This window comes from Azospirillum sp. A29 (genome assembly GCF_042604625.1).
In the GTDB taxonomy this organism is placed as follows: Bacteria; Pseudomonadota; Alphaproteobacteria; order Azospirillales; family Azospirillaceae; genus Azospirillum; species Azospirillum palustre.
This window is the reverse complement of sequence record NZ_CP170460.1, coordinates 568,974-593,470: the sequence shown is the minus strand read 5'-3', so window position 1 is coordinate 593,470 and position 24,497 is coordinate 568,974. Positions and strand designations below refer to the sequence as shown.

The window sequence follows — 24,497 nt, the reverse complement described above, 5'->3', positions numbered from 1 at the left end:
GGGACACGACTGTTGGCGGGGTTCTAAACTGCCCCGCACTCTGTTGGCGACACTGACAATCAGTTTGATCAAATAAAGATAGGCTGTGAAGATTATTTTCCGCTACCGTTCGAAAGTTTTCGAAAGAGGCGGAATAACGGGTAGGCAGAGACCGAAGAGTTAATCCGTAAGATCGCGAACGCCGAATATGACGCACCCGATATCAGGCCTGTTCGGCCGGACCACCCCGCCGCGCCCAGAAACCGCGCCCCGGATCGTAGGCCAGAACCGCCGCACCCAGGAACAGGGCGAGACAGCCGGTGACCCACAGCAGCGCGGCGACATCGACTCGGAGATACAGGCTGAAGCGGATCAGTTCCACCGCCTGGGTGAAGGGGTTCCAGGCGGCGATCTGGTAGAGCGCCGGGCTGCCTTCCCTGATCCGCCAGAGCGGATAGAGGGCGGAGGAGGCGAAGAACATCGGGAAGATCACGAAGTTCATCACCCCGGCGAAATTCTCCAGCTGCCGGACGAAGGACGACAACAGCAGGCCGAGCGCCCCCAGCATCAGCCCGCTGAGCAGCAGCGCCGGCAGGGCCGCAAGATAGCCCAGCGGCGGCGGTTCCACCCCCCACAGCCATGCGATGCCGAGAAACACATAAACCTGGGCAATCGATACCGCGACACCCGCCAGCAGCTTGGCGACCAGCAGGTACCAGCGCGGCAGGGGACTGACCAGCAACGTCCGCATGCTGCCCATCTCGCGGTCATAGACCATCGACAGCGAGTTCTGCATGCCGTTGAACAGCTGGATCATCGCGACCAGCCCCGGAACCACATACTCGTCGTAGAGGATGTAGGTTTCGTAGGGCGGGATGATCGACACGCCCAGCACGGCCCGGAAGCCGACGGCGAAGATCGCCAGCCAGACCAGCGGCCGGACCAGGGCGGCGAAGAAGCGCTCGCGCTGGTGCAGGAAACGCAGGCCTTCGCGCACGATGATGCTGCGCAGGCAGTACCAGTAGGTTGCGGCGCTCATGGCCGGCGCTCCCCTGTGGTCAGGGCGGCGAAGGCGGCAGGCAGGGCGGCGGTGGCGGTCTCGGCGCAGACCCTCCGCACCGTGCCGGAGGCGCGCAGCCGACCCTGGTGCAGCACGACGACGGAATCCTCGTCGGTCGCCTCGTCCATCAAATGGGTGGCCCACAGGACCGCCAGCCCCTGTTCCCGGCACAGCGCGCGGACATGGGCCAGAATATGGCGGCGCGAATCCGCATCCAGACCGACCGTCGGCTCGTCGAGCAGCAGCAGGCTCGGCCGGTGCAGCAGTGCACGGGCGATCTCCACCCGCCTTCGCTGACCTCCGGACAGGGCGCGGACCTTGTCGTCGCCGCGGTCGGCAAGGCCGATGCGCGCCAGTTCCTCCCGCGCGCGGGCTTCGCAGTCGGAGGGCGACATCCCATGCAGGCCGCCGTGATAGCGCAGGTTCTGCCGGACGGTGAGATCGAGGTCGAGCGTCGGCTGCTGGAACACTACCCCGATCCGCTCCAATGCGCGGGTCGGCTGGCGCCGCAGGTCGAAGCCGAAGATGCGGATGGCGCCGGTCCGGTTGGAATAGAGCCGGGTGATCAGCGAGAACAGCGTGGTCTTTCCCGCCCCGTTCAGGCCCAGCAGCATGGTGAAGCCGCCGGGCGCCACGGCGAAGGACACGCGATCCAGCGCCACGCGCTTGCCGAAATTGTGGCTCAACTCCTCCACCGCCAGGGCGGGAGGGCCATGGATCGCAGGAATCGGCGGAGGCTCTGCAGGGATCGCGGCTTCGTACATCCTGTCTTCCCCAGGACACACCCTGTTCGATGCCGGAGTCAAATCCGGTGGGCGGCGGTCGTCATGCTTCGGAAGGGTCATTGCAAAGAGAGCGTTCGCGCCTGATTGTTGGCATTGCAAGCGATTGTTCAAGATGCTTTTCCGAGGGGGTGGAGCTTGACCCCGACGGCAGTTCCGGAATTCGTCGTGGTTGCGCTGTCGGCACGGGCGCTGGCGGCCAGCGCCTGCCGCGGCGGGCGCAGTGTCGCCGCCATCGATCTGTTCGCCGATGCGGATACGGCCGCTATGGCCGACCCCTGCGTGAACCTGCCGTCGCGCCGGCTGCGCATTTCCGCCGGTCCATTGCGGCGGGCGCTGGCCTTGCCCGATTTGCGCGGGCTGCCGCTGGTCTATGGCGCCGGGTTCGAGGAGCAACCCGATCTTCTGGCGGCGCTTGCCCGCGTCCGGCCGGTGATCGGCAACCGGGCGGAAGCGGTGGCGCAGGTGAAGGATCCTCTCGCTTTTGCAGCCCTGCTCGCCCGTCTCGGCATTCCGCATCCGGGGGTCTCGCTGTCGCTGCCAAATGGCGACGGCTGGCTGGTGAAGCGCGCAGGTGCCAGCGGTGGCGGTCACATCCGGCGGGCCTCCACGCGTCTGCCGGCCGGCCATTATGCCCAGCGCCGCATGGATGGGCGTCCGGTGTCCCTGCTGTTTCTGGCCGACGGCCGTCGCATCCTGCCGGTGGGCTTCAGCCGGCAATGGGTGGCGCCGGCACCCAGGCAGCCCTACCGTTACGGCGGGGCGGTCGGCCCGTTGCCGGCTTGCGGAAGGATGGGCGCGGCGATGATCGATGCGGCGGCGACGATCACTGAAGCGGTGGGACTGGTCGGGCTGAACAGCGCCGATTTCCTGGTCGGGTCTGCCGGATGGTGCCTGCTGGAGATCAACCCGCGGCCGGGAGCGACTCTCGACCTGTTCGACCGTCCGCCGATGCCCAGCCTGTTCGGCCTGCATCTGGCGGCCTGCGCTGGGCAACTGCCGGCCGCACTGCCACCGCTTACCGGCTACCGCGCCGCCATGGTCGTCTACGCCTCGGCTCCGGTCCATTTGCCGGAGGGACTGCGTTGGCCGGGCTGGACAGCCGACCGGCCGCAAACGCCTGCGCTTGTCCCAACCGGAGCGCCGCTTTGCACCGTGCTTGCCGACGCAGACGACCTGCTGGAGGCCCGGCGCCTTGCCGGCCGGTATGCCCGGACACTGTGCCGGCTCTCCACCATGGTGGAGGCGGCATGAGCGGCGCAGTCGCCTTGTTCACCGACGGAGCCGATTGGCACGCGGCACGCCTGGAGCGGGCATTCGCGCGCCGCGGTGTCGAATGCCGGCGCGTTTCGCTGAGCGCCTGCGGCTTCGCTGTCGGACGGACGTTGACCGATCTTCTGCTGCCGGGCTTTGGCGACAGCCTGCCGTCCGGTGCTTTCGTGAGGGTGATCGGTCAAGGCAGCTTCGAACAGGTGACGCTGCGGTTGGGGGTGCTTCATGCGCTCGACCGGTTGGGCGTCCCCGTCTACAACACCGCCCGGGCCATCGAACGCTGTGTGGACAAGAGCGCCACCAGTTTCCTGCTGGCCCGGTCCGGCCTGCCGACGCCTCCCTCCGTCGCCGTTCAATCCGCCGATATGGCGCGTGCCGTGGTGGAGAACACGCCGGACTGCGTGCTGAAGCCGCTGTTCGGCGCCCAGGGACGCGGCCTGCGCCGCCTGTCCACCCCAGATGACGTGCCGGAGTCCGAGGCGGTGGCCGGCGTCTATTACCTTCAATCCTTCGTGCCGCCGCGCCGGGAGGGCGAGTGGCGCGATTGCCGGGTCTTCGTCGTGGGAGGGCGTGCGGTGGCCGCCATGATCCGCCATGGCCGCAGTTGGATCACCAATGTGCATCAGGGCGCCCGCTGCGAGGCCATGGCCCCGGACGGCACCGCCGCCGATCTGGCGGTGCGCGCCGCCGCTGCCGTGGGGGCGGATTATGCCGGTGTCGATCTGATCGCCGATCCTGGCGACGGCGACCGCTGGCTGGTGCTGGAAGTCAATTCGATGCCGGCATGGCAGGGCCTGCAATCGGTCAGCAAGATCGACATCGCCGATGCGCTGGCCGCCGATTTCCTGGGCCGGGTCGATGCCGTTGCATCGAAGGAGCCGCGATGACCGCCCGCCTGCTGCGCCTCTATCCCGGGGCGCCTGAGGACATCGCACTGTCCGGCGCCTATCTCGCCCACCGCCTTCATGAGCAGGGGAGTGCTGGCGCGCCGTTCGTCTATGCCAGCTTCGTCGCCAGCCTGGACGGGCGCATCGCCTTGCGCGACCCCGCCACCGGGGAAAGCCGGCTGCCGGCCGGGCTGGTCAGCGGTAACGACTTCCGGCTGTTCCTCGAACTTCAGGCGCAGGCAGACTGTCTGGTCACCCATGGCGGTTACCTGCGCGACCTTGCGGCGGGGCGATTGGACGACGTTCTGCAAATCGGCACACAGCAGGCCACGCGGGATCTGGCGCAGTGGCGGGTGGACAACGGCCTTTCGCCCCAGCCTGCCGTAGTCGTCGCCAGCGCCAGCCTGGACTTCCCGATGCCGGTCTCGCCTGCAAGGCATGGTCAGCGCGTGATCGTCGCCACCGGTACCGGGGCTCCACCCGAGAGGGTCACGCACTGGCGGCGCGCCGGCTACGACGTGCTGGTCGCCGGTGCCGGCGCGTCGGTGGAAGGCGGGGCCCTGGTCCGCGAACTCGGCAGCCGGGGGCTGCGCAGCATCTATCTGCTGACGGGGCCGCGGATGCTCGACACCATGCTGCGCGATCGGGTGCTTTCACGGCTTTACCTCACCACCGCGCATCGTCTGCTCGGTGGCGAGAGTTTCCACACCATGCTGTCGGGCCCGGAGCTGGGCAATGCCGGCCGGCTGCGGCTCTGCGCGCTGCACTACGATGTGGGGGCGCTGGACGACGCGGGGCAGTTCTTCGCCCATTTCGAGTCGCTGCCGGCCTGAGTTGACGACGTGCAAGGATGTTCGAGGAATGGATCGCCTTTGCCGGTTACAAACCGGCGCAGGCGTAGGCGTTGATTTCGGTGCCGACCGAAATCTCGACAATCTTCGGCTTGCGCCAGGTCTTCATGTCCGCATCCTCCGCTGGAATGGGCGATCAGGCAATATTGCCGCGGGAGCCCACTAGGAAACTGTACCCGTGAGTCCGCAAGTCGACCATCATCCCAATGGATAGTCTTGAGATAATTAGGCCAGAATTGCTGCGGTGCGGCAAGAATTCTGGGGAATTCGCTTATTAGAATTAGAAAAAATTTATGCGGCACCCGCTGATTTGCCGGGGAATTCAAAATAAATAATTTTTGTCAAAAATATAAATGAAGTTCCCGGCGATGGCCAAGGTGTCGTTCTCTTCGATTCGCGGGTAAAGAGATGTTTGGCGCATGGACGGTATCTGGTCCTATCGCGCTGGCCCGGATGCGGCCGGTGGCGTACCCCATGACGGTGATCCTGACACCGCCATCCGGCAGGACGCCACCGGACCCGGCGTCAGGCGGCGAAGGGATGCTTGGCCGAATCCTTCTGGTTCAGCAGATCCTTGAGGGTCGGATAGCCGGACACCGCGCGCTCGATGGCTTCCTTGGTGGCGCGGTAGTTGTAGTCCTGGATCTTGGCGTTGTCCTTGGCTTCCCAATGGATGAAGACGCCGACGCAGATGAAGATGTTGTCGATCTCATCCTGCGGGATGGTGCCGGCGGCGACACAATCGGCGACCGCCTTGGCGACGCCATGCTGGGCCGGCCCGAACATCTGCACCGCCTGTTCCGCACCCTTGATCGTCACCTTGTTGAACAGGATGGTGGAAGGTTTGCATTGCAGGTTGGGGGCGATGACCGCCAGAAGGCTGGTGAAGCCGTCCTTGTTGTTGGTCAGCGCGTTGCAGAAGGCGGTTTCCGCCGCACTGCCGCGCGGTCCCATGATCAGGTCGATATGGGCGACCTCGTTGCCGTCGCCGACCAAGGATTCGCCCACCAGCACGCGATTGATTTTCGGGGATGACCCCTGCCACATGCCCATCGCCGCTTTCTCCCATGGATTTTGAAATCATTGGAGGACCGTCGCGGTCATGCGGGCATGTCGATCCAGCATGATTGATGGCCGGATAACTGCGGCCACGGCGTCGGTCACGGCAGGCATTATGGCATCTTGTTTGTTTTACCAACAAACTCTCAAAAGAGGTCCGGAGTAACTTGAAATCGCAACCGCCGCCGTCCCGTTGACCGTATCAGAGCCGGGATGGCACGGCCTTTCGGGCAGTGCTACCCCATCTTCGGGAGGACGGCGGTTGCTGGTCCGTCAGGAAACCGGACATGGTCCCGGTTACTGGCTGTCCTGCTTGCCGGTCGATTGGCCCGAGCCGCCCTGGGTGACGGGAGAACCGCCGATCACGCCCTGCCTTCCCTGTTGGAGGGAGCCGTCCGGAAGCTGTCCGGTCGGGGCGCTGGTGCCGTCGGTGGAACTGCCGGAGCTGCCCTGCGGAACCGGAGCGCCGCCGATGGCGCCCTGCCGTTTGCCGGGCAGGGAGTCGGGCGGCAATTGTCCAGTGGTACCGGCCGGGGCGTTTTGCGTGCTGGTACCGGTGGAGCCGTTGGTCGGATTGCCGGTGGAATTGCCGCTGGATTGCGCTGAGGCCGGCAGTGCGGCAATCGCAAGGCCGGCGGCCAATGCAAGGCCCGTCAAGGGCAGGGTGGTGAAGCGTTTCATCGTGGGTCTCCGGGGATGGTCAATCCTGGCGAGGCGGTTCAGGACCGTCCGGTCCTGCCGCGAGCCGCGTCGGGCCATTGTCGGGCCATCGTCGGCGGTTCGCCGACGCACCCGGCCATCCCCATCAACAGAACGGTCCGGCAAGGGGTTCCGTCAGCTCACGGCTTGACGACGATGCCCCAGGGCGCGCCGCCGACCGGAATGCTCTTGATCACCTTGTTGCGCTCCAGGTCGATCACCGACAGATCGTTGCTGATGCCGTTGGTGGTGTAGAGCCGCTTCTCGTCGGGGGAGAAGGCGAGGTTCCACACGCGCTGCCCGACCAGGAAATAGCGTTTCACCTCAAGGCTGCCGGTGTCGATTTCGGCGATGCGGTTTGCCGGGCCCAGCGCCACGAAGGCGCGCTTGCCGTCCTTCGTCATCTGGATGCCAACGGCCTGGATAGCCTCGCGCCGGACGCCGGTGACCTCGAACCGGATCTTCTTGATCACCTTGTGGGCCGCCGCGTCGATCACGCTGACCGTGCCGCCGATCTCGCTCGACACCCAGACCTGCTTGCCGTCGTCGGTGAAGCGGGCGACACGCGGCCGGCTGTCCACCAGCACATTGCCGACGACGGCATGCTTCTCCGTGTCGATGAAGTGCGCCATGTTGGTGGTTTCGGAGGTGTTGACCAGAATCTTGCCGTCGGGGCTGATTCCCATCCCCTCCGGCTCGACGCCGACCTGGATGTTGCCGATGGCCTTGCCTTCGGCGACGTCTATCACCGTCACCATGTTGTCGTTCTCATTGGCGACGTAGAGTTTCGTCCCGTCGGGCGACAGCACGAACAGTTCCGGATCGGGACCGGACGGCAATGTGTGGACGATCTTGCCGCTGGCGATGTCCACCACGTCGATCCGGTTGTCGTCGCCGACGCACACGTAAAGCTGCGTCCCGTCTGCGCTCAGCGTGATGCCGCGAGGACGCCGGCCGACCTTGATCTTGTTTTTGATCTGAAGGCTGTCGCCGTCGACCACGGCGATCTGGTTGTCCTTCTCGTTGGACACGAAAATAGTTTCGGCGAGGACGGGCTCGGCAACCAGGGCCGGGCCGGCGAGAAGCAGCAGGGTGCAGGACAGCAGGAATCGCATGGTTTGGTCCGCCTTGTTGGTTCCGCCCTATCGGTTGAGACGGCATTTGCTTTCCGGCGCATCGTCGCCGAGCGTGTCTAGAGGTGTGACCGGGTGCAGGAACCCTTCCTGCGGCGACACCGAGACCAGCATCCGCGGCCCGGCGATCAGGACGGGCTGACGCATCTGGCCGTCCCAGGCGCGGAAGGACAGCGCCTCGCCCTTGAAGCCCGCCAGCTCGAAATCGGGGCTGTGCAGATAGCCGGTCAAGCCGTCGAAGCCGGTGGCGCCGGTGCGGGCCGCCGCCTCTCCGACGCTGCGCACCGCCAACCATGCGGCATAATCGCGTGGCGTCATCCAGCGTCCGGCCAGCTTTTCGAACCGGCTTTGCAGCTGGGTGCCGCCCCACTGTTCGTTCACCCGGGACCATGCGGTGGCGGTCAGCCCCTGGGTGCCGGCGACCGGGCGCGGATACCAGGTGCGTCCGTCGAGATAGTCGCCGAAATCGCCCGCTTCGTCGGCGACGACCAACATGTCGTAATCCGGCCCCTGGGTGGCGAGCGGAATGTCCGACTGGATGGTGGTGACGCCGGTGTCGGTGCGCCGGTTTCCGGTGTCGAAGGTCCAGGATTTCTCATCGACGATCCGGCCACCGAAGCGCTTGGCCGCGCGGCGGACGGCGTCGGCATAGAGCGCATCGCCAGGGTCGCGGCCGGTCAGCAGGCTCCATCGCGGCCATTTCTTCCAGGCGAGATACTGTGCCAGCGCATCGGCCAGCATGCGCCGGCTGGGGGCGGTGTGCAGGACGTTGGCGCGGCATTGCTCGTTGCGCAGAGCGTCGTCGCTGGCGCGTGCGTTGAAGAGCACCATGGACTTGGCTTCCGGCCGGTCGGCGGCGGCGAGCAGCGCATCGGCCGGCAGATCGGCGACGACGAAGCGCACGCCCTCGTCGGCAAGTGCCTTCACCCCGGCGGAGATGTCGCCGTCCTGCGGTAGGACCTGTTCCACCAGCCGGTAGCTCTGTTTCAGAAACACGCCGGTCGTGTTGTTGTCGGCGAGCGCCAGCCGGGCCCCCTGAAGCCCTTCGTCGGTCGCGACCGGCTCCAGGAAGCTGAGCGGTGCGCGCGGATCCTCCTGGCGTGCCAGATAGCCGATCAGCACCACAGTTGAACCGGCCTCCTGAGGACCGCTTCCCTGGGCGGCCGCCGGTGGCGCAGGGGCAAGCAGGCCAAGAAATGGCAGGGCGGCGGCAACCAGCTGCCGCGGCTTCGATAAGCGGGATCGTCGTTCAGACCGTCGCCAGAATCTCACCATGCCCTCCCTCCGCAAGGTCGCCGATGAACCGATGGGCGCGGGTGGTTCCCGTGCGCTCGAACCAGCTTCCGGTTCCCTCCAGGGCGCGCCGCAGCAGGTGCAGGAACAGCCAGTCCCGCATGCCGCCGTCGGCAAAGCCTCCGGGTGCTTCGTCCTGTGCCCTGCCCAGCAGGAGCGTGCCGCGCCGCATGCCGAATCCCGGATGCGGACCGCAGCCGCCACCGGCGGCCAGCGTCCCCGCAACCATGAAGCCGGCGGCATAGGCGCCGACCGGCCCATCGACGACGACGATGCCGCGGCGCATCCGTTCGGCCGCCCGGTCGCCGGCGCTGCCGCCGACGCCGATCAGCCCGCCGCGCATCCCCAGCGGCAGACCGGGCAGGGCGCCGCCCAGGGCATCCCCGGCATTGCCGGCGATGCGCAGCAGTCCGCCGCTCATTCCCGCGCCGGCGTGGCTGCCGGCGTCGCCCTCCACCAGGATGCGTCCGGACGCCATGCCGGCGCCGACCCGGTGCAGGACGGCCTGCCCCGGCCGGATCAGCAGGCCTTCGGCCGCATCGCCCACCGAAACCTCGAACATCCCGCCGACGGTCGCCACCCCACCGCCACAGGGCAGCGGCAGTGCGGCGACCTCGTCGGCCGTCAGGCCGGCCAGCCGTTCGGGCAGCAGGGCGGACATGTCCACCGCCGTTCCGGCGTCGCCGCGGAAGGACAGGGTCATGCCGCTCATTCCATCACCTCGCCCATCACCTCATGGAGGTGGAAATGGTGCGGTCCCAGCTTGCCGCCGTAATTCCCGGCGGTGATCGCCAGCACGCCCGCCGCTGTCCCACCGGCCGCGGCGGCGGCGATTCCAGCCCGCATGCCGGTGCGGATCGCCGCCTCGTCGATGCCGTCCAGCACCAGTTCCAGCACCGCCTCGACGTTCGGGGCCAGCAGCGTTTCCGGTTCGACCGCCCGCAGCGTCGGGCAGAATCGCGTGTTGGTGGAGGCGATCAATGCCTTGTATTTGGACCCCACCTTGGACCCCGACCGCACCACCCCGCCGGGGAAGGGCAGGATGACTCCGGGCAATGGTCGGATCGCCGCGACCGCGGCCTCCGCCGCGGCAAGACACTGGCGGTGGCTGGCGGCCAGGATCAGGAAGTTGCCGCCGCCGATCCCCTTGGCCACGGCGACGCTGTCCTCGCAGACGAACTCGCCATCCATCACCGGCAGGCGCCAGAAGCGGCGGTCGCCGAATTTCTTGGAAATCTGGTGCCCGTCGCCGAAATAGCGCAAGCCCCCGCCGAGCGGGATGCGCTTGGTGCCATTGAGAAGCCCGGCATAGCAGGCCGACCCCGGCGAGGTCATGATGCACTGCCCGACCCGGTTGACCACCAGTTTGGCGAGGTCGCCGGTGGACATGCCGAAGATCATCACCGTGGCACCCGGCCGGCGGTCCGGCGTCTCTTCCGGCGACAGCCGCCGCTCCACCGCCGCCTCGCAGCCGCAGCCGATGACCGAAGTGGCGAAGCCGGTAAGGCTGGATGTCGCCGCCTCCACCCAGGCGGGCGTGTCGGCGGTGATGACCAGGCGCGTGTAGGTCATCGGAAACGCCTCGGCAAAGGTGTCCTCGATGCGCACGCCGTTGATCTGCATTTCCGCCATCACGGCCCCTCCCGCCGCCGGCAGGGATGGAGCTGCGGGCCGGCGCCATGGCGGATCTCCGCGTCCTGGATGCGGAAATGCTTGATCGGCAGGCCGAGCCGCTCGTCGAAATGGCGGGCGATGCGGCGCTCGATCAGATCGTCAAAGCCGGGGCGGACGACATGGGTGCAGCCCTGTGCCATCGCCACCAGCACGCCGTCGCGCACCACCAACCGGCCGCTTTTGAAGACCAGATCGGGCCGTTCGAACATCGCGCGGCGGTCCGGCAAATCGCTGTAGACGGTGACGTCTGCCGAAGCGCTTGGCGCCAGATGGCCGCGGTCGGCAAGCCCCAGGATGCGGGCCGGCGCCGCGCGGGTCATGATGGCAATCTCGGCCAGCGTGTATTCACGTGCGATGGAGCCCAGCGTGGTGTGGGCCGGCGCGTCGGGATGGATTTCGGCCAGCTTCGCCAGCCGGTAATCGCGGTCCATCAACAGCCGGATCAGCTCCGGATAGAAGGTGAAGGGCGCACCGTTGGGATGGTCGGTAGTCAGGAACACCCGCCAGGGATCGTCGAGCAGCAGGAAAAGCTCCAGCCCGATTGCCCATTGCAGCGCGTTGACATAGGACTTGTCGCGGTAGCGGAAGGGGACCACGCCGCATCCCGCATCGCATTCGATGTCCATCGCCAGCCATTTGCGGGGGTGGGCAAGCGGCGCTGTGTGGCGTTGCGCCATGGTGTCGGCCGATGCCGTCACCGTCTGCCCGAACATCACTTGTCCGATGTCCACCGACAGGGTCGGCGTCCGGTTCACCGCCTCCGCCAGCGCCGCGGCGCCGGAGGAGAATTTGCGGTCTCCCGCCGTGTCGTAGCTGTGGAACTGGATGTGCGTCATGTGCATCGGCAGCCCCGATGCCGCCTGGATGGTGTCGAGCGTCGTCGCGACGTTGCCGGGAACCCCCAGATTGCAGCCATGGACATGCAGCGGGTGGGGCAGCCCCAACTCGTAGACCGCACGGGCCAGCACGGTCAGGACGCTGCGCGGCGTGACGCCGTAATGCGGCCCGGCCTCGTCCAGGTCGAGCGAGCGGGCGTTGAACTTGAAGGCATTGATGCCGCCGGGGTTGACCACCTTGACGGCAAGGCTCTGGGTCGCCGTCAGCATCCAGGCGACATAATCGTTGACCGCCGCCTGCCCGGCATTGGTGGCGATCAGGTCCAGCAAGAAATCGTCGTTTCCCAGCACCAGATAGCCGCCGGTGTCGATATAGGGGATGTCGCTCATCTCCAGATGCGCATGCCGGGCGTTGGAGCCCAGCATCGCCGGCTCGAAGGCGGCGGTGAATCCCATCTCGATATAGCGGGCGCCGGTGGTGTGGGTGGAGGGCGTGGCGATGCCGCTGCCGCCCCCGATCCTGTCGCAGCCGCAGGCATGGCCGGCGAAGCGGTGCCGGTCGTGTTCCTCCCCCATCAGCAAGCGGGCGAGATTGACCTTGCCGCCGGCGATGTGGCTGTGGATGTCGATGGCGCCGGCCATCACCACCTTGCCGGTCACGTCATGCACCGCGTCCGGCGTGGCGCCCGGCCCCGGATCGTTGGCGATGCGGTCGTCGCGCAGCCAGAGGTCGGCGACCTCGCCATGCCGCCCGTTGGCAGGATCGAACAGCCGCCCGCCGGCAAGCTTCGTCAGCATCCGGCGTCCTCCCTGGTTTTGGCGTTTTGGCCGAGTGCCGCCAGCATCCGGCCGATCACGCCGGCGACGCTCGGCAGCCCCCTGTCGATCAGGGCACCGGCATGGAGAGCGACAACGCTGTCGGCGCGGAACACGTCGCCCGGATGGTCGATGCCCGGAGTGCCGACCGGAATGAACAGCGCCGGCTCCGGCGTAACCATCGCCTCAGGCGGCGCCAGCATGATGACGCTGCCGTTGGTGGTGAGGGGCGGTGCATCCGGACGGAAGGCGGATATCCACAGCGTCACGTCGGCGTCGCGCAGGCGCGTGCGCCAGTCGAAGCGTTCCGGATCGTGCAACGGTCCGCCGCCATCGAAACCGGTGCGCAAGGGAAAGCCGGTGCGCCAGCCGCAGGCCTGATTGGCGCCGATCAGGTTGTCGGCCCCGGACAAGGGGAGGCCGGCGCAGCGGGTGGTGCCGTCCACCGTACGGATCAGGCGCACCAGACCTTCGACGATCATGTCCGGCTGCGGCCCCTCGAACAGTCCCGCCGCCCACACCACCACCGCATAGCGGGCGGAACGCAACCGGGCCGCCAAGGCCGCCATCGGGTCGCCGTCCGCCAGCCGTCCGGCCAATGCCGTCCTCAACCCGCCGACCAGCGTCGCCAGATCGGTCTGCGTGCCGGTGCCCACCACGCTCGTTTCGATCCTGGCGCCAAGGCACTGCACGGTTTCCGGCAGCGGTGCCCCGCCCAGGAAGACGACGCTCCGGCCATTGCCGTCAACGAAGGCCGGTTCCGGGACCACCCAGCGCTCCCACAGGCGCGGAAAGGCTGCGGCCGGGTCTGGCCCCACGACCAGGACGAGATCGCAGCGGTTGCGAAGCTCCGCCAACGTGGTCACCGACCAGCCGAAGCGGCGCAGCACCGACAGATTGCGGAACAGGGCGTCCGACCGTTCATGATCCACGGTCGCGCCGATGCGTTCGGCGAGGCTGAGCGCGGCGAGCACGCCCTCCACATCGGCCGCCAGTCCGGCGATCAGCGGCGCGCGGCTGGACCCCAGCAGCCGGACCGCCTCGGCAATGGCGTCGTCCATGGAAATGGCGGCTCCGTCCAGACGGGCATCCGTCGGCACCGCCATGGGGCGTCGGAACAGCCGGTCGGCCTGTGGGCAGCCGCTCGGCCGGGGAGCGATGCCGGACTGGTCCCGGTCGATCCCGATGTCGCCGCAGCCGAGCCCGCAGAACGGACAGAGAATGTCGGGGTGGAAGGTCATGGCCCCCCAATCGCCTGAGCGGGAAGAACGAAGTCAGACCAAAGAATTCAATGACACTGGCGATCTTCGCCACGGCCTTCCCAAGAATCGGTTCCGAAATTGAGAATCCGATTCTTGGGCATGGTCGGTCCCCGACAGGCAAAGCATCCGCTTCATGCCCGGTTTCCTCCCTGGATATTTCTTGCCCCGTTCGGGCTACCGCGCGTGGATACTCGTTCGCGCTACGGACAATTTTGTTCGTAACGCTAACATTGTGCGGTGACCCGCGCAAAGGGAATGCAGATGAGCCACCAGCGCAATCGGATAGGGGAGGTGTGGGTCCATGCGCCTGCGCGTCTGCATGCCGGATTCGTCGATCTGAATGGTGGATTGGGGCGCCGCTTCGGCAGCCTCGGCATCGCCATCGACCGCCCGGCCATCGCCCTGCGTGTCCGGCCTGCCGACAGGCTGACCGTCAGCGGTCCGTCGGCCGAGCGTGTCCGCCGCAGCATCGAACGGCTTGGGCGCGAAGCCGGACTGTCCGACGCCGTCTCGGTGACGGTGGAGGAGGCGATTCCGCCCCATGTCGGGCTGGGCTCCGGCACCCAGACGGACCTCGCCGTCGCCGCGGCGCTGGTTTGCCTGGAAGGGCGCGGCACTGCTGCCCGCGATCTGGCCCGTGCGCTGGAGCGGGGGGCCCGGTCCGGCATCGGGCTGGCGGCTTTCGAGCAGGGTGGGGTGCTGCTCGACGGCGGGCGGGGTGGGCTCGACGCCGCGCCGCCGGTGATTGCGCGGGCGCCTTTTCCAGAGGAGTGGCGCATCCTGCTCCTGCTCCATCGCGGCGGCCACGGATTGCACGGTGCGCCGGAGGCCGAGGCATTCCGCCGATTGCCGCCCTTTCCGCCCGACGCCGCGGCGCATCTGTGCCGGTTGATGCTGATGGTCGCCCTGCCGGCGTTGGCCGAGGGCGACGTCGACCGGTTCGGACAGGCCATCGGCGAGCTTCAGCGTACGGTCGGCGACCATTTCGCTCCCGCCCAGGGCGGCCGCTTCACCAGCCCGCTGGTGGCGGACGCGCTGGCCTGGCTGGAGGCGCAGGGGATCGCCGGGGTCGGCCAGAGCAGCTGGGGGCCGACCGGCTTCGCCGTCATCGGCGATGTCCGACAGGCGGAGCGGCTGGCCGGTGAGATGCGCACGCGCTGGACCGGGTCGCCGCTGGAGGTGATGGTCTGCCGCGGGCGGAATGCCGGTGCGACGGTGCGGAACCTGTCAGCCGGGGCGGATTTTGCGCCTGCCGTACGGCAGGCAGCCGGAGAATGATCCGGAGGATTGACCAGGGAGACTGACCGGAGGGAGACAGGCATGGGCGCCCCTTATGTGCTGCACATGATCACGCCGCTGGCGAATGTCAGCCCGTTCGACGTCAACATGGCCGTGGATGCCGGCATCGACACGGTGGTGCCCTACACCGGCATCGAGACCGCGCAGGTCGAGGCGCTGACGCAGGATGCCATGTTCTCCCGCGATCCGAAGAACGCGGTGCGCACCGGCCTGTTCATCGGCGGGCGCGATGCGGCGATGGCACTGGACATGCTGGAGGTGGCGCGCAAGGCGATGTTCCCGCCCTTCCGGATCTCGGTCTTCGCCGACCCGTCGGGCGCCTTCACCACCGCCGCCGCCATGGTCGCCGTGGTCGAGCGTGCGCTGCGGCGGCTGGGGGTGGAGGGGCTGACCGGCCTGGATGTGCAGGTCTATGGCGCCACCGGCGTCGTCGGCGGCATCGCCGGACTGATCGCCGCCCAGGCCGGCGGTAACGTCACCCTGGTCAGCCATCGCGGCGTGCCGGCCGTGCAGGGCAAGGCGGAGGAGTTCGGCCGGCGTTATGGCGTCACGCTGTCCTGCGCCGACACATCGACCGGCGGCAAGGCGGCGCTGATGGAGCGGGCGGAGGTCGTTCTGGCCTGCGGCAAGGCGGGGGTGACCGTGCTGACCGCCGACGATTTGCGCGCGGCCAAGCGTCTGCGCGTTGCCGCCGACATCAACGCCGTGCCGCCGGCCGGGGTGGACGGCGTCGGCGTGCAGGACGACGGCGTTTCCTTGCCTGCCCAACCGAATGCGGTCGGCATCGGCGCCCTCGCAATCGGCAACGTCAAGTTCAAGGTCCAGCACCATCTGCTGGAGCGGATGCGGACCGGTGGCACCGCCGTTGCCTTCGATTTCCAGGATGCGATGGACGCGGCGCGGACCATCGCCGGAAAGGGCAAATCATGACTCAACATGCGCCGACCGGGCGCCCCAGCCTGTCGGCCCTGTCCGCTCCGCTCGCCGCCGCTCTGGTCGCCGATGCGGTGCGGTTGCGGCTTGGCATCGACCGCGTGGCCGGCGCCACCATCGTCGATGGCGGGATCGCCCATCCCGGCGGGCTGGAGGCCGGACGCCGCATCGCCGAGCTGTGCATGGGCGGTCTCGGTCGGGTGACGCTCCAGGCGGACACCCGGTCGGACCGCTGGCCCTTCCAGGTGGCGGTGCACAGCACCGACCCGGTGCTGGCCTGTCTCGGCAGCCAATATGCCGGCTGGAGCCTGTCGCACAAGGAAGGGGACGACTCGTTCTTCGCGCTCGGTTCCGGTCCCGGCCGCGCACTCGCCCGCAAGGAGCCGCTGTTCGAAGATCTGGGCTACACGGACAGCGGCGACCATGCGGTGCTGGTGCTGGAAAGCGGCACCGTGCCGCCGGCGCCCCTGGTCGAACGGATTGCCGCCGGATGCGGGGTGGCGGCGGAACGGCTGACGCTGGTGTTGACGCCGACGGCCAGCCTCGCCGGCACGGTGCAGATCGTCGCCCGCGTGCTGGAAGTCGCCATGCACAAGGTGCACGCATTGGGCTTCCCGCTGGGGCATGTCGCCGACGGCATCGGCGTCGCCCCGTTGCCGCCGCCCGGCAAGGGCTTCGTCGAGGCGATGGGGCGGACCAACGACGCCATCCTGTTCGGCGGCACCGTCCAGCTGTTCGTCACCGGACCCGACGATGCCGCTGCCGATCTGGCGAAACGCCTGCCCAGCACGGAGTCCCGCGATTACGGCCGCCCTTTCGCCGAGGTGTTCGCTGCGGTGAACAAGGACTTCTACGCCATCGACCCGCTGCTGTTCGCCCCGGCACGCGTGGTGGTCACCGCACTCGACAGCGGCCGAAGCTATCACGGCGGGCATCTTGCCTCGGAGATGCTCGACCGGTCCTTCGGTGGGGCAGAGGGCGCGGGAACGGCGGGATGAGCGCTGCGACCGCGGAACTGTTCATGGCCGTCTGCCGGGCGGAGGTGATGGCGCTGAAGCCCGGCAACGTCCATGTGCATGCCGCCGGCCATGGCATGACGGTGGAGGACTTCCTTGTGTCGGCGGAGGCCGCAGCCCCCGAGATCGCCCGCACCGGCGCCCCGGTTGGCGAACGCATCCTGCGGGCGGTCCGGGCCACCCGCTCGGTGGTTGGCTGCAACACCAACCTGGGCATCCTGCTGCTGTGCGCTCCGCTGGCCCGTGCCGCCGAGATTCCAAGGACACATCCGTTGCGCGACAGGCTGTCCGCCGTACTTGCGGCCTTGACGGTGGACGATGCCGAGGCGGCATTCGAGGCGATCCGCCTCGCATCGCCCGGCGGGTTGGGCCGCGCGGCGGAGCATGATGTCGCCGGCGCGGCGACTGTGGATCTGCGCACAGCCATGGCGGCGGCCCGGTCGCGCGACCGCATCGCCGCCCAGTATGCCGACGGCTTTCGGGATGTCTTCGACATCGGTGTCGCCTGGGCCCGGTCGATGCCGGACAGCGACGCCGTTACGCTCGCGGAGACCATTTATCTGGAGTTCCTGACCGCCTTTCCCGACAGCCATATCCTGCGCAAGCATGGAGAGGATCGCGCCACGGCTGTGCTGTCCGAAGCCCGCGAGGTGCACCGGCAGGTCGCTGCGGTATCTTCGGCGGCCGTACGGCGGGAGCATCTGTTCGTCTTCGATGCACGCCTGAAATGGCAGGGCATCAACCCGGGCACTTCCGCCGACCTGACCGTCGCCAGCCTCTTCGCACATCGGCTGGAGACGGGGCAGGCCGGCCACAAAGGACCGCAGGCATGACGACCACGCTCGATCCGGGCGGCGATGCTGCGTTTACCCGGCCGGCCACGGCGGCTGCCGCGACGTTGTTCCTCCTCGTCGCAGCTCTGCCTGCGTCGGCGGAACCGCTGGCCATGACGGAGGTGGCGCCCGGGGTCTTCGTCCATCGCGGGGCCATCGCCGAGCCGGCGCCGGACAACGCTGGCAATACGGCCAACATGGGCTTCGTCGTCGGCGACAGCTTCGTCGCGGTCATCGACACCGGCGGCACGCCGGAGTTGGGGGTGCGTCTGCGCGAGGCCATTGCGGCGCGGACCGGCAGGAAACCGGTCATCGTCATCAACACCCACATGCATCCCGACCATGTCTTCGGCAACGCCGCCTTCGCCGGCGTGCCCATCGCCGGCCATGCCAACCTTCGCGACGCGCTGGCCGCCCGCCAGGAGGTCTATCGTCAACGGCTGACCGAGGAGCTGGGTACCGGAGCGGCAGCCGGGATCGCTCCGGTCCGGGTGGACCGGCCGGTGGCCGAAGAGGTGCGGGTCGACCTGGGCAACCGCATCCTCGTGCTGACCGCCTATCCGACCGCGCACACCAACAACGACCTGACCGTCTTCGACCGCAAGACGGGAACGCTGTTCACGGGCGATCTGCTGTTCGTCGATCATGTCCCGGCGGTCGACGGCAATGCCATGGGCTGGCTTCGGGTGATCGACCGGCTGGAGCGGGTGCCGGCGGTGCGCGCCGTCCCCGGCCATGGACCGGCCCGCGTGGCCTGGCCGGGAGCGCTGGATGCCCAGCGGCGCTACCTGACGGTGCTGGTGGAGGGTGTGCGCCGGGTGTTGAAGGCGGGCGGCGGCATCCAGGATGCAGTTGCTCATGTGGCGCAGGAGGAACGGGAGCGCTGGCTGTTGTTCGATGCATACAACCCGCGCAACGTCACGGCAACCTTCGCCGAACTGGAATGGGAATAGGAGCGGGAGCGATGATGCGATATCCGCCGATGGGGCTGCTGGCCGGCCTCCTGATCGTCCTGTCCACGCCGGGTCTTGCCGCCACCGATGCGGCGGAGGATGCCGCGCGCTGGGATATTCTGCACGACATGTATTTCAAGGACCGCCCGGTCGAGGAGGCGGGCGCGCTCATCCGCATCGACGCGCCGGCCCGGGCCCATGACGCGGCCCTGGTCCCGGTGCGGATCGAGGTGGAGCCATCGCTTCGCCTGAAATCGCTGTCCCTGCTGGTCGACAAGAACCCGGTGCCGCTGGCCGCCACCTTCCGCTTCGGCCCGGCCAGCGCCGGCAACGGGATCGAGACCCGCGTGCGCGTCAACGAATACACGAACCTGCATGCCGTGGGCGAGACGCAGGACGGCCGTTTGCTGATGACGGCGGTCTACGTGAAGGCCGCCGGCGGCTGCTCCGCCCCCGCCGTCAAGGACCCGCAGGAGGCGATGGCGCGTCTCGGCCGCATCAAGGTGAAGCTTCCGGAAACGCTGTCCCCCGGCAGTCCCGCCACCGCCCAGGTCATGGTCAGTCACCCCAACAGCAGCGGGCTTCAGTTCGATCAGGTCAGCCGCACCTACATCCCCGCCCATTACATCCAGTCGATCGTCATCCGCGCCGGCGGCCAGACGGTGCTGGAGGCGGACACCGACATTTCCATCAGCGAGGATCCGAACCTGCGCTTCAGTTTCCTGCCCACCGGGGGCGACAGCCTGGAGGTGGTCGCGCAGGACACCAAGGGCGCCACCTTCACCCACAGCGTTCCTTTGACAACCGCTGCCGCCAAGGGCGATCCGGCGCTGTAGCCTTCCCTCAGAAGCACTGGCGGTCGGCGGCGACCTGGGCCTGGCGGAAGCGGTCCATCAGGTCCTTGGCCCATCCGGAGCTGCGGAAGATTCCGGCCCGCTCGCCCGGCTGGTCGGCCATCACCTTCACCGTCTCGATGGCGGTGTAGTCGTCATAGGTGATGCGGTCTGCGATGGCGTCGATGCTGCACGCGCATTTCTCCATGACGATGTGCGACTGCCCGTTCGACGCCATGCAGGCGATCACGTAATCGGCCCGCGCCGCCGTGGGGTAGTCGTTGGCCGGGCCGGCGGCTGCCGGAGCAGCCGACAGCAAGGCCGCGGCAAGGATGAACGCGATGCGAACAGACATGCCCAAACCCCTTCCATCCCTGTCCATGGGGCTGCGCCCATGGACCATCGATGATTGCCGTATATAACAATCATGGATACGGATGGAATTGGGAGGCTCAAAAGAGGTGGGCCTCTTTCGAGGAGATGCGATGGTCCCGCCGGATCCTGTGAGGTCAGATCTGGCGCGGTTCGCACTTCCAGCGGCGCACGGTGTATTTCGGGTGCTGCTCCGCCCATTCGGCGGCCCGGAACAGGCCGGTGCGCGAACAGGCCATCGCATTGACGAACGGCTCCTGGAACTGCGGGCGTTCGACGGTGCAGCGGTCCGGACTGGAAACAAGGCAAACCACGAAGATCAACTCGATCATGACAACTCCAGCCGTGATGGAGTGGGGGAGCGACCTCGGTTGGGCGCCTCGATCCGGCGGGCGGCCGTCCAGGTTCATGAGCGGGGATTATGTTGCACTGCACACAAAATCTGTGCAGGAGTCAAGCATGGCTTATGGAAAACCAATTTTGCCTTAACAAGGTGGGGCAGGCCATCGTCCCGGTGCGCTTCCTCACCTACCCCTGCATTGCCTTCGCAAGAAACCGGTCGATCGCCAGCGCGACCGCTTCGCTGTCGAGATCGTCCAACCGGCAGCTCCGCACGTCCGTGGTCTTCACCGGCGTCAGGAAGTTTTCCGAAATGGAGGTCGTGCCGTCCTCCCCGACATGGATGGTCATGTAAGCGCGCGGCGCATCCTCGGCGTTGTCGATGGAGGTGAAATGGACGATGGCGCGCGGCATCTCGTGGACGAGGCCGATGTCCTCCTGGAACCACACGGTGCCGACGTCGCGGACGATTTGCTGCCGGGATTCGACAATCGGCTGGATGATTCGGCTGTGCAAGTCGCGGATGTCCGTCAGCACCGCGAGCTTGCGGCCATTGCGGTCGCCCTCGCCGAAATGCCCGGCCGTGTTGCGCCTTGCGGCTTCCAGCATCCGGCGGGTTCGGACCACGGCATCGACAAGCCGGCTGGTGGCGTCCGAGTGCATCGCGTCTGACTCCTTGTTCCGCCAAGACTGTTCCCGCAAGGCGCTCAGCGGTCGCCCGACTGGTATTCCCGGCCGGTCGGTGCCGACAGGTCGTCAGCGGGTTCAACCTTGCGGGTCAGATAATCGGTGGCCGACAGAGCGAACAGGACCGCCAGCCAGAACAGTCCGGCCGCCGCTGCGGCACGGGTCAGCGCCGAAGCGCGGAACAGCTTCATGAACAGCGCCAGCACCAGAAGCGCCTTCGCCGCCGAGATGCCCAGCGCCAGCACGAGGTTCAGCGGACCCGGCATCGGCACATAGGCAAGGGCCAGCGTTGCCGCCAGCAGCCCCACCAGCGCCGCCCAGGTGAACAGGTAGGAGCGCGGAAGTCCTGTCGTCCCTGTCGTCATGGGCCGCTCCGTCCGACCAGATAGATCAGCGGGTAGAGAAAGATCCAGACGATGTCCACGAAATGCCAGTACAGGCCCGTCACCTCCACCGGCGTGTAGTAACGCGCCGAAAAGGCGCCGCGCCGTGCCCGCGCCGCCAGCAGTGCGATCAGGACGATGCCGATGGTGACATGGATGCCGTGCAGTCCGGTCAGCAGAAAATAGAGGAAATAGAACAGCTCGATGGTTCGGGCATGCGGACCGTCCTGATGGAAATTCAGCCCCGGCACCAGATGCTCTGTCCACTCGCCATAGTACTCGTAGCCCTTGAGCCCCAGGAACAGCAGCCCCAGCAGTGCCGTGGCCGCCAACAGCCGCGTCAGCACTTTCTGCCGGCCGTGTTCCGCGGCATGGACGGCCCAGGCCATGGTGAAGCTGCTGCTCAGCAGCACCAGCGTGTTGACCGATCCGATGACGACCTTGGTGTGGCGTCCGGCTTCCGCCACGCCCTCCGGATGGCTGGCGCGCAGCCATGTGTAGGCCAGGAGCAATCCGCCGAAGAACAGCACCTCCGTCGCCAGGAACACCCACATGCCGAAGCTGGCGGCCTCCGCCTGCTGCTCCGCGGTCGCGTATTGCGGGTCCGGCTGGGGAACGCTTTGGGAAGCGGGCGCTGCGTCAGACATCCTGCGGCTCCGGTTCCGGCCGGTACTGGTAGGGCGGTCGGGTGACGGTCGGGGTGCGGTCGAAATTGTGGGTGGGGGGAGGGGAAGGGGCCTGCCACTCCAGCCCGGTCGCCGCCCAGGGGTTGGCGCCCGCCCGCTTGCCGCGGAACAGCGACCAGCCGAGATAGAAGAAGGGCAGGGCATAGCCGACCGCCAGCACCGACGCCCCGGCCGAGGAGAAGATGTTCCAAGCCTGGAATTCCGGCGGGTAGGAATAGTACCGCCGCTCCATGCCCAGATAGCCCAGGATGAACTGCGGGAAGAAGGTCAGGTTGAAGCCGAAGAAGATCAGCAATGCTGCGATGCGCGCCCACCATTCGGGATAGAGCCGCCCGGTCACCTTCGGCCACCAGTAATGCAGCCCGCCGAAATAGGCGCTGACCATGCCGCCGACCATGATGTAGTGGAAATGCGCCACGACGAAATAGGTGTCGGTGACATGCACGTCGAAGGCGAGGTTGGCGACGAACAGGCCGGTCAGCCCGCCGATGGTGAACAGCCCGATGAAGCCCAGGGCATACAGCATGGGAGCATCGAAGCTGATCCAGCCCTTGTGCAGCGTGGCGGTCCAGTTGAACACCTTGATCGCCGACGGCACCGCGATGACGTAGCTGAGCAGCGAGAAGACCAGCCCGGCATAGAGCGAGATGCCGGCGACGAACATGTGGTGCGCCCAAACGAAGAAGCCGATGACCGAGATGGCGATGCTCGACCACACCACGAACTTGTATCCGAACAGCGGCTTGCGGGCGAAGCAGGGCACGATCTCGCTGATCACGCCAAACCCCGGCAGGATCATGATGTAGACCGCGGGGTGGGAGTAGAACCAGAACAGATGCTGGAACAGCAGCGGGTCGCCGCCCAGCGCCGGGTCGAAGATGCCCACCTTCAGCAACCGTTCCGCCGCCACCAATATCAGCGTGATCGCCAGCACCGGCGTTGCCAGCACCATGATGACGGAGGTGGCATAGTTCGACCAGACGAACACCGGCAGCCGGTACCACGTCATTCCCGGCGCCCGCATGCGGTGGGTGGTGACGATGAAGTTCAGCCCGGTCAGGATCGACGAGAATCCCACTGCGAGCACGGCTGCCAGCGCCAGCACCACATAGCCGTTGGAATAGAGCGAAGAAAACGGCGTGTAGAAGGTCCAGCCGGTATCGACCCCGCCGATCAGGATGGCGAACAGCGCCAGGAAACCGGCACCGACATACAGATACCAGCTGAGCAGGTTCAGGCGCGGAAAAGCCAGATCCTTGGCGCCGATCATCAGCGGGATCAGGAAATTGCCCATGGTGTTGGGGATCGACGGGATCAGGAAGAACCAGACCATGATCACGCCATGCAGCGTGAACAGCCGGTTGTAAATGTCCGGCGTGAAGATGCCCGGCGGCGTCACCAGATTGAGCCGGATCAGCGTCGCCGCCGCCCCGCCGACGAAGAAGAAGAAGGTGATCGACAGGGTGTAGAGGATGGCGATCCGCTTGTGGTCCCTGGTCAGCAGCCAGGAGCGCAACGTGACGCCGCCCTCCGTCAGGTAGTTCTTCGTCGCGGCGACGGGTTCTTCCGGTTTGCCGGTCACGGTTGCGGTCGTCATGGAGCAGGCCTTTCCGCGCTGCCGGCAGTTTTGTCGGCAAGCGATTTGATGTAGGCGACGAGCTTCAACAGATCGTCCTCGCCGATCTGCCCGGCGAAGGACGGCATGACCGGGGGATAGCCGGCGGCGATCTCCGCCTTCGGCATCAGGATCGAATCGCGGAGATAGCGGTCGTCGGCGATGACGGTGCGCCCGTCCTCCAGCGGCACCGGGCGGCCGAACAGCCCTTCCAGCTTCGGCGCATGGACGGTGCTGGCGCCGCCATGGCAGCCGCTGCAACCATAGCTGCGGAACAGTGCCTCCCCCTCCTGCGCCAGGCTGGGGCCGGGATCCTGGCTGTCCAGCCAGCGCTGGAAGTCGGACGGCTCCATCACCACGACGGTGCCGCCCATCCGCGCATGCCAGGTGCCGCAGAACTCGGCGCAGAAAAGGCGGTATTCGCCGACCTCCGTCGGGGTGAACCACAGCGTCTCGTACCGGCCGGGGACGGCGTCCTGGCGGATGCGGAAGGCGGGGATGGCGAAGTCGTGGATCACGTCCTGGGAGGTCAGCACCAGCCGCACCGGCCTGTTGACCGGGACATGCAGCGTGTCGATCTCGCGCTGGCCGCCGGGATGCTCGATCTTCCACATCCACTGCTTGCCGACGACATAGATGTCGGTGGCGTCGCTGGGCGGGCTGTGGATGCGGACATAGAGGGTCGCTCCCCAGAAATAGAGGACGAGGAAGGCGGCGAAGGTCAGGCCGGTCCAGGCGACCTCGACCCTCCAGGTGCGGCCCAGCCGGTTGCCGCGCTCCACCTTGCTGCCCTTCCGGTAGCGGACGCAGAACAGGATCATCAGCCCGAAGACCAGCAGCAGGATGAAGGCGCTGACCCCCAGCAGGGCGGCGAACAGCCAGTCCATGTCCGCGGCATGGGCCGACGCGCTGGGCGGGAAGAGTTGCAGGCTTCCCATCGCCGCC

The 24,497-nt window shown here is 67.2% G+C and carries 27 protein-coding genes; 9 read left to right on the top strand and 18 right to left on the bottom strand.

What is annotated here, in order from left to right:
- Positions 1-202: 202 nt before the first annotated feature.
- Together ABNQ38_RS02605 and ABNQ38_RS02600 are read right to left on the bottom strand one after the other, a co-directional pair.
- Entirely contained in the window at positions 203-1,018 is an 816-nt protein-coding gene (locus ABNQ38_RS02605) for an ABC transporter permease (protein ID WP_109047346.1), read from the bottom strand.
- Complete coding sequence (locus tag ABNQ38_RS02600; RefSeq protein ID WP_377805545.1) at positions 1,015-1,803, bottom strand: ABC transporter ATP-binding protein; 789 nt, start codon at positions 1,801-1,803, stop codon at positions 1,015-1,017. Before ABNQ38_RS02600 ends, ABNQ38_RS02605 begins: the two co-directional genes overlap by 4 nt.
- 156 nt (positions 1,804-1,959) lie before the next feature.
- On the opposite strand from ABNQ38_RS02600, the gene ABNQ38_RS02595 reads away from it, so the two are divergent.
- Genes ABNQ38_RS02595 through ABNQ38_RS02585 form a run of 3 tightly spaced genes read left to right on the top strand, consistent with a single transcriptional unit; the run spans position 1,960 to position 4,813 of the window.
- Positions 1,960-3,075, top strand: coding sequence for an ATP-grasp domain-containing protein (locus ABNQ38_RS02595; RefSeq protein WP_377805544.1), 1,116 nt, complete (start codon positions 1,960-1,962; stop codon positions 3,073-3,075).
- Positions 3,072-3,980: a RimK family alpha-L-glutamate ligase gene (locus ABNQ38_RS02590; protein WP_377805543.1), complete on the top strand. Its 909-nt coding sequence runs from the start codon at positions 3,072-3,074 to the stop codon at positions 3,978-3,980. The genes ABNQ38_RS02595 and ABNQ38_RS02590 overlap by 4 nt, the downstream gene beginning before the upstream one ends.
- Complete coding sequence (locus ABNQ38_RS02585) at positions 3,977-4,813, top strand: RibD family protein (protein ID WP_377805542.1); 837 nt, start codon at positions 3,977-3,979, stop codon at positions 4,811-4,813. The genes ABNQ38_RS02590 and ABNQ38_RS02585 overlap by 4 nt, the downstream gene beginning before the upstream one ends.
- A 46-nt stretch (positions 4,814-4,859) precedes the next feature.
- Here the strand turns inward: ABNQ38_RS02585 and pqqA are convergent, their stop codons facing one another.
- The 9 genes from pqqA to ABNQ38_RS02540 all read right to left on the bottom strand — a co-directional run bounded on the left by pqqA (position 4,860) and on the right by ABNQ38_RS02540 (position 13,582).
- A complete protein-coding gene (pqqA, locus tag ABNQ38_RS02580; protein ID WP_098736899.1) occupies positions 4,860-4,940 on the bottom strand; it encodes a pyrroloquinoline quinone precursor peptide PqqA in 81 nt (26 codons plus the stop codon).
- A 416-nt stretch (positions 4,941-5,356) separates the two neighbouring features.
- A complete protein-coding gene (fae, locus tag ABNQ38_RS02575; protein ID WP_280177216.1) occupies positions 5,357-5,884 on the bottom strand; it encodes a formaldehyde-activating enzyme in 528 nt (175 codons plus the stop codon).
- Between the two features lie 303 nt (positions 5,885-6,187).
- Entirely contained in the window at positions 6,188-6,571 is a 384-nt protein-coding gene (locus tag ABNQ38_RS02570) for a hypothetical protein (RefSeq protein ID WP_377805541.1), read from the bottom strand.
- Positions 6,572-6,729: 158 nt separating this feature from the next.
- Complete coding sequence (locus ABNQ38_RS02565; protein ID WP_377805540.1) at positions 6,730-7,704, bottom strand: PQQ-dependent catabolism-associated beta-propeller protein; 975 nt, start codon at positions 7,702-7,704, stop codon at positions 6,730-6,732.
- A 27-nt stretch (positions 7,705-7,731) separates the two neighbouring features.
- Complete coding sequence (locus ABNQ38_RS02560; protein ID WP_377805539.1) at positions 7,732-8,844, bottom strand: ABC transporter substrate-binding protein; 1,113 nt, start codon at positions 8,842-8,844, stop codon at positions 7,732-7,734.
- A 127-nt stretch (positions 8,845-8,971) separates the two neighbouring features.
- Positions 8,972-9,727 (bottom strand): formylmethanofuran dehydrogenase subunit C, encoded by a 756-nt coding sequence (locus ABNQ38_RS02555; protein ID WP_377805538.1) that lies wholly within the window; start codon positions 9,725-9,727, stop codon positions 8,972-8,974.
- Entirely contained in the window at positions 9,724-10,647 is a 924-nt protein-coding gene (gene fhcD / locus ABNQ38_RS02550; protein ID WP_377805537.1) for a formylmethanofuran--tetrahydromethanopterin N-formyltransferase, read from the bottom strand. Before fhcD ends, ABNQ38_RS02555 begins: the two co-directional genes overlap by 4 nt.
- Positions 10,647-12,323: a formylmethanofuran dehydrogenase subunit A gene (locus ABNQ38_RS02545; protein WP_377805536.1), complete on the bottom strand. Its 1,677-nt coding sequence runs from the start codon at positions 12,321-12,323 to the stop codon at positions 10,647-10,649. The genes fhcD and ABNQ38_RS02545 overlap by 1 nt, the downstream gene beginning before the upstream one ends.
- Positions 12,317-13,582, bottom strand: coding sequence for a formylmethanofuran dehydrogenase (locus ABNQ38_RS02540; protein WP_377805535.1), 1,266 nt, complete (start codon positions 13,580-13,582; stop codon positions 12,317-12,319). Before ABNQ38_RS02540 ends, ABNQ38_RS02545 begins: the two co-directional genes overlap by 7 nt.
- 282 nt (positions 13,583-13,864) lie before the next feature.
- Here ABNQ38_RS02540 and ABNQ38_RS02535 point away from each other — a divergent pair, with 282 nt between their 5' ends.
- Genes ABNQ38_RS02535 through ABNQ38_RS02510 form a run of 6 tightly spaced genes read left to right on the top strand, consistent with a single transcriptional unit; the run spans position 13,865 to position 19,473 of the window.
- Positions 13,865-14,881, top strand: a complete 1,017-nt coding sequence (locus tag ABNQ38_RS02535) for a beta-ribofuranosylaminobenzene 5'-phosphate synthase family protein (protein WP_377805534.1) — start codon at positions 13,865-13,867, stop codon at positions 14,879-14,881.
- A 42-nt stretch (positions 14,882-14,923) separates the two neighbouring features.
- Positions 14,924-15,832, top strand: coding sequence for an NAD(P)-dependent methylenetetrahydromethanopterin dehydrogenase (locus ABNQ38_RS02530; RefSeq protein WP_377805533.1), 909 nt, complete (start codon positions 14,924-14,926; stop codon positions 15,830-15,832).
- Entirely contained in the window at positions 15,829-16,833 is a 1,005-nt protein-coding gene (mch, locus tag ABNQ38_RS02525; RefSeq protein ID WP_377805532.1) for a methenyltetrahydromethanopterin cyclohydrolase, read from the top strand. Before ABNQ38_RS02530 ends, mch begins: the two co-directional genes overlap by 4 nt.
- A complete protein-coding gene (locus ABNQ38_RS02520) occupies positions 16,830-17,684 on the top strand; it encodes a triphosphoribosyl-dephospho-CoA synthase (protein WP_377805531.1) in 855 nt (284 codons plus the stop codon). Before mch ends, ABNQ38_RS02520 begins: the two co-directional genes overlap by 4 nt.
- On the top strand, positions 17,681-18,637 hold the full coding sequence (locus tag ABNQ38_RS02515; RefSeq protein WP_377805530.1) for a quinoprotein relay system zinc metallohydrolase 2: 957 nt from the start codon (positions 17,681-17,683) through the stop codon (positions 18,635-18,637). Before ABNQ38_RS02520 ends, ABNQ38_RS02515 begins: the two co-directional genes overlap by 4 nt.
- Positions 18,638-18,648: 11 nt before the next feature.
- Positions 18,649-19,473 (top strand): quinoprotein dehydrogenase-associated SoxYZ-like carrier, encoded by an 825-nt coding sequence (locus ABNQ38_RS02510; protein WP_377805529.1) that lies wholly within the window; start codon positions 18,649-18,651, stop codon positions 19,471-19,473.
- 7 nt (positions 19,474-19,480) lie between these two features.
- Here the strand turns inward: ABNQ38_RS02510 and ABNQ38_RS02505 are convergent, their stop codons facing one another.
- From ABNQ38_RS02505 to coxB, 7 genes are all read right to left on the bottom strand, one after another.
- A complete protein-coding gene (locus ABNQ38_RS02505) occupies positions 19,481-19,825 on the bottom strand; it encodes a hypothetical protein (RefSeq protein WP_377805528.1) in 345 nt (114 codons plus the stop codon).
- A 154-nt stretch (positions 19,826-19,979) separates the two neighbouring features.
- Entirely contained in the window at positions 19,980-20,174 is a 195-nt protein-coding gene (locus ABNQ38_RS02500) for a hypothetical protein (protein ID WP_098736911.1), read from the bottom strand.
- A 196-nt stretch (positions 20,175-20,370) separates the two neighbouring features.
- On the bottom strand, positions 20,371-20,844 hold the full coding sequence (locus ABNQ38_RS02495; protein WP_377805527.1) for a hypothetical protein: 474 nt from the start codon (positions 20,842-20,844) through the stop codon (positions 20,371-20,373).
- Positions 20,845-20,888: 44 nt separating this feature from the next.
- Positions 20,889-21,233: a cytochrome C oxidase subunit IV family protein gene (locus tag ABNQ38_RS02490; protein WP_377805526.1), complete on the bottom strand. Its 345-nt coding sequence runs from the start codon at positions 21,231-21,233 to the stop codon at positions 20,889-20,891.
- A complete protein-coding gene (locus ABNQ38_RS02485) occupies positions 21,230-21,898 on the bottom strand; it encodes a cytochrome c oxidase subunit 3 (RefSeq protein ID WP_377805525.1) in 669 nt (222 codons plus the stop codon). The genes ABNQ38_RS02490 and ABNQ38_RS02485 overlap by 4 nt, the downstream gene beginning before the upstream one ends.
- On the bottom strand, positions 21,891-23,534 hold the full coding sequence (gene ctaD, locus ABNQ38_RS02480; RefSeq protein WP_377805524.1) for a cytochrome c oxidase subunit I: 1,644 nt from the start codon (positions 23,532-23,534) through the stop codon (positions 21,891-21,893). Before ctaD ends, ABNQ38_RS02485 begins: the two co-directional genes overlap by 8 nt.
- Positions 23,531-24,490 (bottom strand): cytochrome c oxidase subunit II, encoded by a 960-nt coding sequence (coxB, locus tag ABNQ38_RS02475; protein ID WP_377805523.1) that lies wholly within the window; start codon positions 24,488-24,490, stop codon positions 23,531-23,533. Before coxB ends, ctaD begins: the two co-directional genes overlap by 4 nt.
- Between the last annotated feature and the right edge of the window lie 7 nt (positions 24,491-24,497).

Excerpts from the sequence above, each read along its gene's own strand:
- ABNQ38_RS02500 (WP_098736911.1), bottom strand. The coding sequence starts at position 20,174 with ATGATCGAGTTGATCTTCGTGGTTTGCCTTGTTTCCAGTCCGGACCGC.
- fae (WP_280177216.1), bottom strand. The coding sequence starts at position 5,884 with ATGGGCATGTGGCAGGGGTCATCCCCGAAAATCAATCGCGTGCTGGTG.
- pqqA (WP_098736899.1), bottom strand. The coding sequence starts at position 4,940 with ATGAAGACCTGGCGCAAGCCGAAGATTGTCGAGATTTCGGTCGGCACC.
- ABNQ38_RS02530 (WP_377805533.1), top strand. The coding sequence starts at position 14,924 with ATGGGCGCCCCTTATGTGCTGCACATGATCACGCCGCTGGCGAATGTC.
- ABNQ38_RS02565 (WP_377805540.1), bottom strand. The coding sequence starts at position 7,704 with ATGCGATTCCTGCTGTCCTGCACCCTGCTGCTTCTCGCCGGCCCGGCC.
- ABNQ38_RS02545 (WP_377805536.1), bottom strand. The coding sequence starts at position 12,323 with ATGCTGACGAAGCTTGCCGGCGGGCGGCTGTTCGATCCTGCCAACGGG.
- ABNQ38_RS02495 (WP_377805527.1), bottom strand. The coding sequence starts at position 20,844 with ATGCACTCGGACGCCACCAGCCGGCTTGTCGATGCCGTGGTCCGAACC.
- coxB (WP_377805523.1), bottom strand. The coding sequence starts at position 24,490 with ATGGGAAGCCTGCAACTCTTCCCGCCCAGCGCGTCGGCCCATGCCGCG.
- ABNQ38_RS02505 (WP_377805528.1), bottom strand. The coding sequence starts at position 19,825 with ATGTCTGTTCGCATCGCGTTCATCCTTGCCGCGGCCTTGCTGTCGGCT.
- ABNQ38_RS02535 (WP_377805534.1), top strand. The coding sequence starts at position 13,865 with ATGAGCCACCAGCGCAATCGGATAGGGGAGGTGTGGGTCCATGCGCCT.
- mch (WP_377805532.1), top strand. The coding sequence starts at position 15,829 with ATGACTCAACATGCGCCGACCGGGCGCCCCAGCCTGTCGGCCCTGTCC.
- fhcD (WP_377805537.1), bottom strand. The coding sequence starts at position 10,647 with ATGGCGGAAATGCAGATCAACGGCGTGCGCATCGAGGACACCTTTGCC.
- ABNQ38_RS02540 (WP_377805535.1), bottom strand. The coding sequence starts at position 13,582 with ATGACCTTCCACCCCGACATTCTCTGTCCGTTCTGCGGGCTCGGCTGC.
- ABNQ38_RS02590 (WP_377805543.1), top strand. The coding sequence starts at position 3,072 with ATGAGCGGCGCAGTCGCCTTGTTCACCGACGGAGCCGATTGGCACGCG.
- ctaD (WP_377805524.1), bottom strand. The coding sequence starts at position 23,534 with ATGACGACCGCAACCGTGACCGGCAAACCGGAAGAACCCGTCGCCGCG.
- ABNQ38_RS02570 (WP_377805541.1), bottom strand. The coding sequence starts at position 6,571 with ATGAAACGCTTCACCACCCTGCCCTTGACGGGCCTTGCATTGGCCGCC.
- ABNQ38_RS02515 (WP_377805530.1), top strand. The coding sequence starts at position 17,681 with ATGACGACCACGCTCGATCCGGGCGGCGATGCTGCGTTTACCCGGCCG.
- ABNQ38_RS02510 (WP_377805529.1), top strand. The coding sequence starts at position 18,649 with ATGATGCGATATCCGCCGATGGGGCTGCTGGCCGGCCTCCTGATCGTC.
- ABNQ38_RS02585 (WP_377805542.1), top strand. The coding sequence starts at position 3,977 with ATGACCGCCCGCCTGCTGCGCCTCTATCCCGGGGCGCCTGAGGACATC.
- ABNQ38_RS02490 (WP_377805526.1), bottom strand. The coding sequence starts at position 21,233 with ATGACGACAGGGACGACAGGACTTCCGCGCTCCTACCTGTTCACCTGG.
- ABNQ38_RS02605 (WP_109047346.1), bottom strand. The coding sequence starts at position 1,018 with ATGAGCGCCGCAACCTACTGGTACTGCCTGCGCAGCATCATCGTGCGC.
- ABNQ38_RS02555 (WP_377805538.1), bottom strand. The coding sequence starts at position 9,727 with ATGAGCGGCATGACCCTGTCCTTCCGCGGCGACGCCGGAACGGCGGTG.
- ABNQ38_RS02485 (WP_377805525.1), bottom strand. The coding sequence starts at position 21,898 with ATGTCTGACGCAGCGCCCGCTTCCCAAAGCGTTCCCCAGCCGGACCCG.
- ABNQ38_RS02520 (WP_377805531.1), top strand. The coding sequence starts at position 16,830 with ATGAGCGCTGCGACCGCGGAACTGTTCATGGCCGTCTGCCGGGCGGAG.
- ABNQ38_RS02600 (WP_377805545.1), bottom strand. The coding sequence starts at position 1,803 with ATGTACGAAGCCGCGATCCCTGCAGAGCCTCCGCCGATTCCTGCGATC.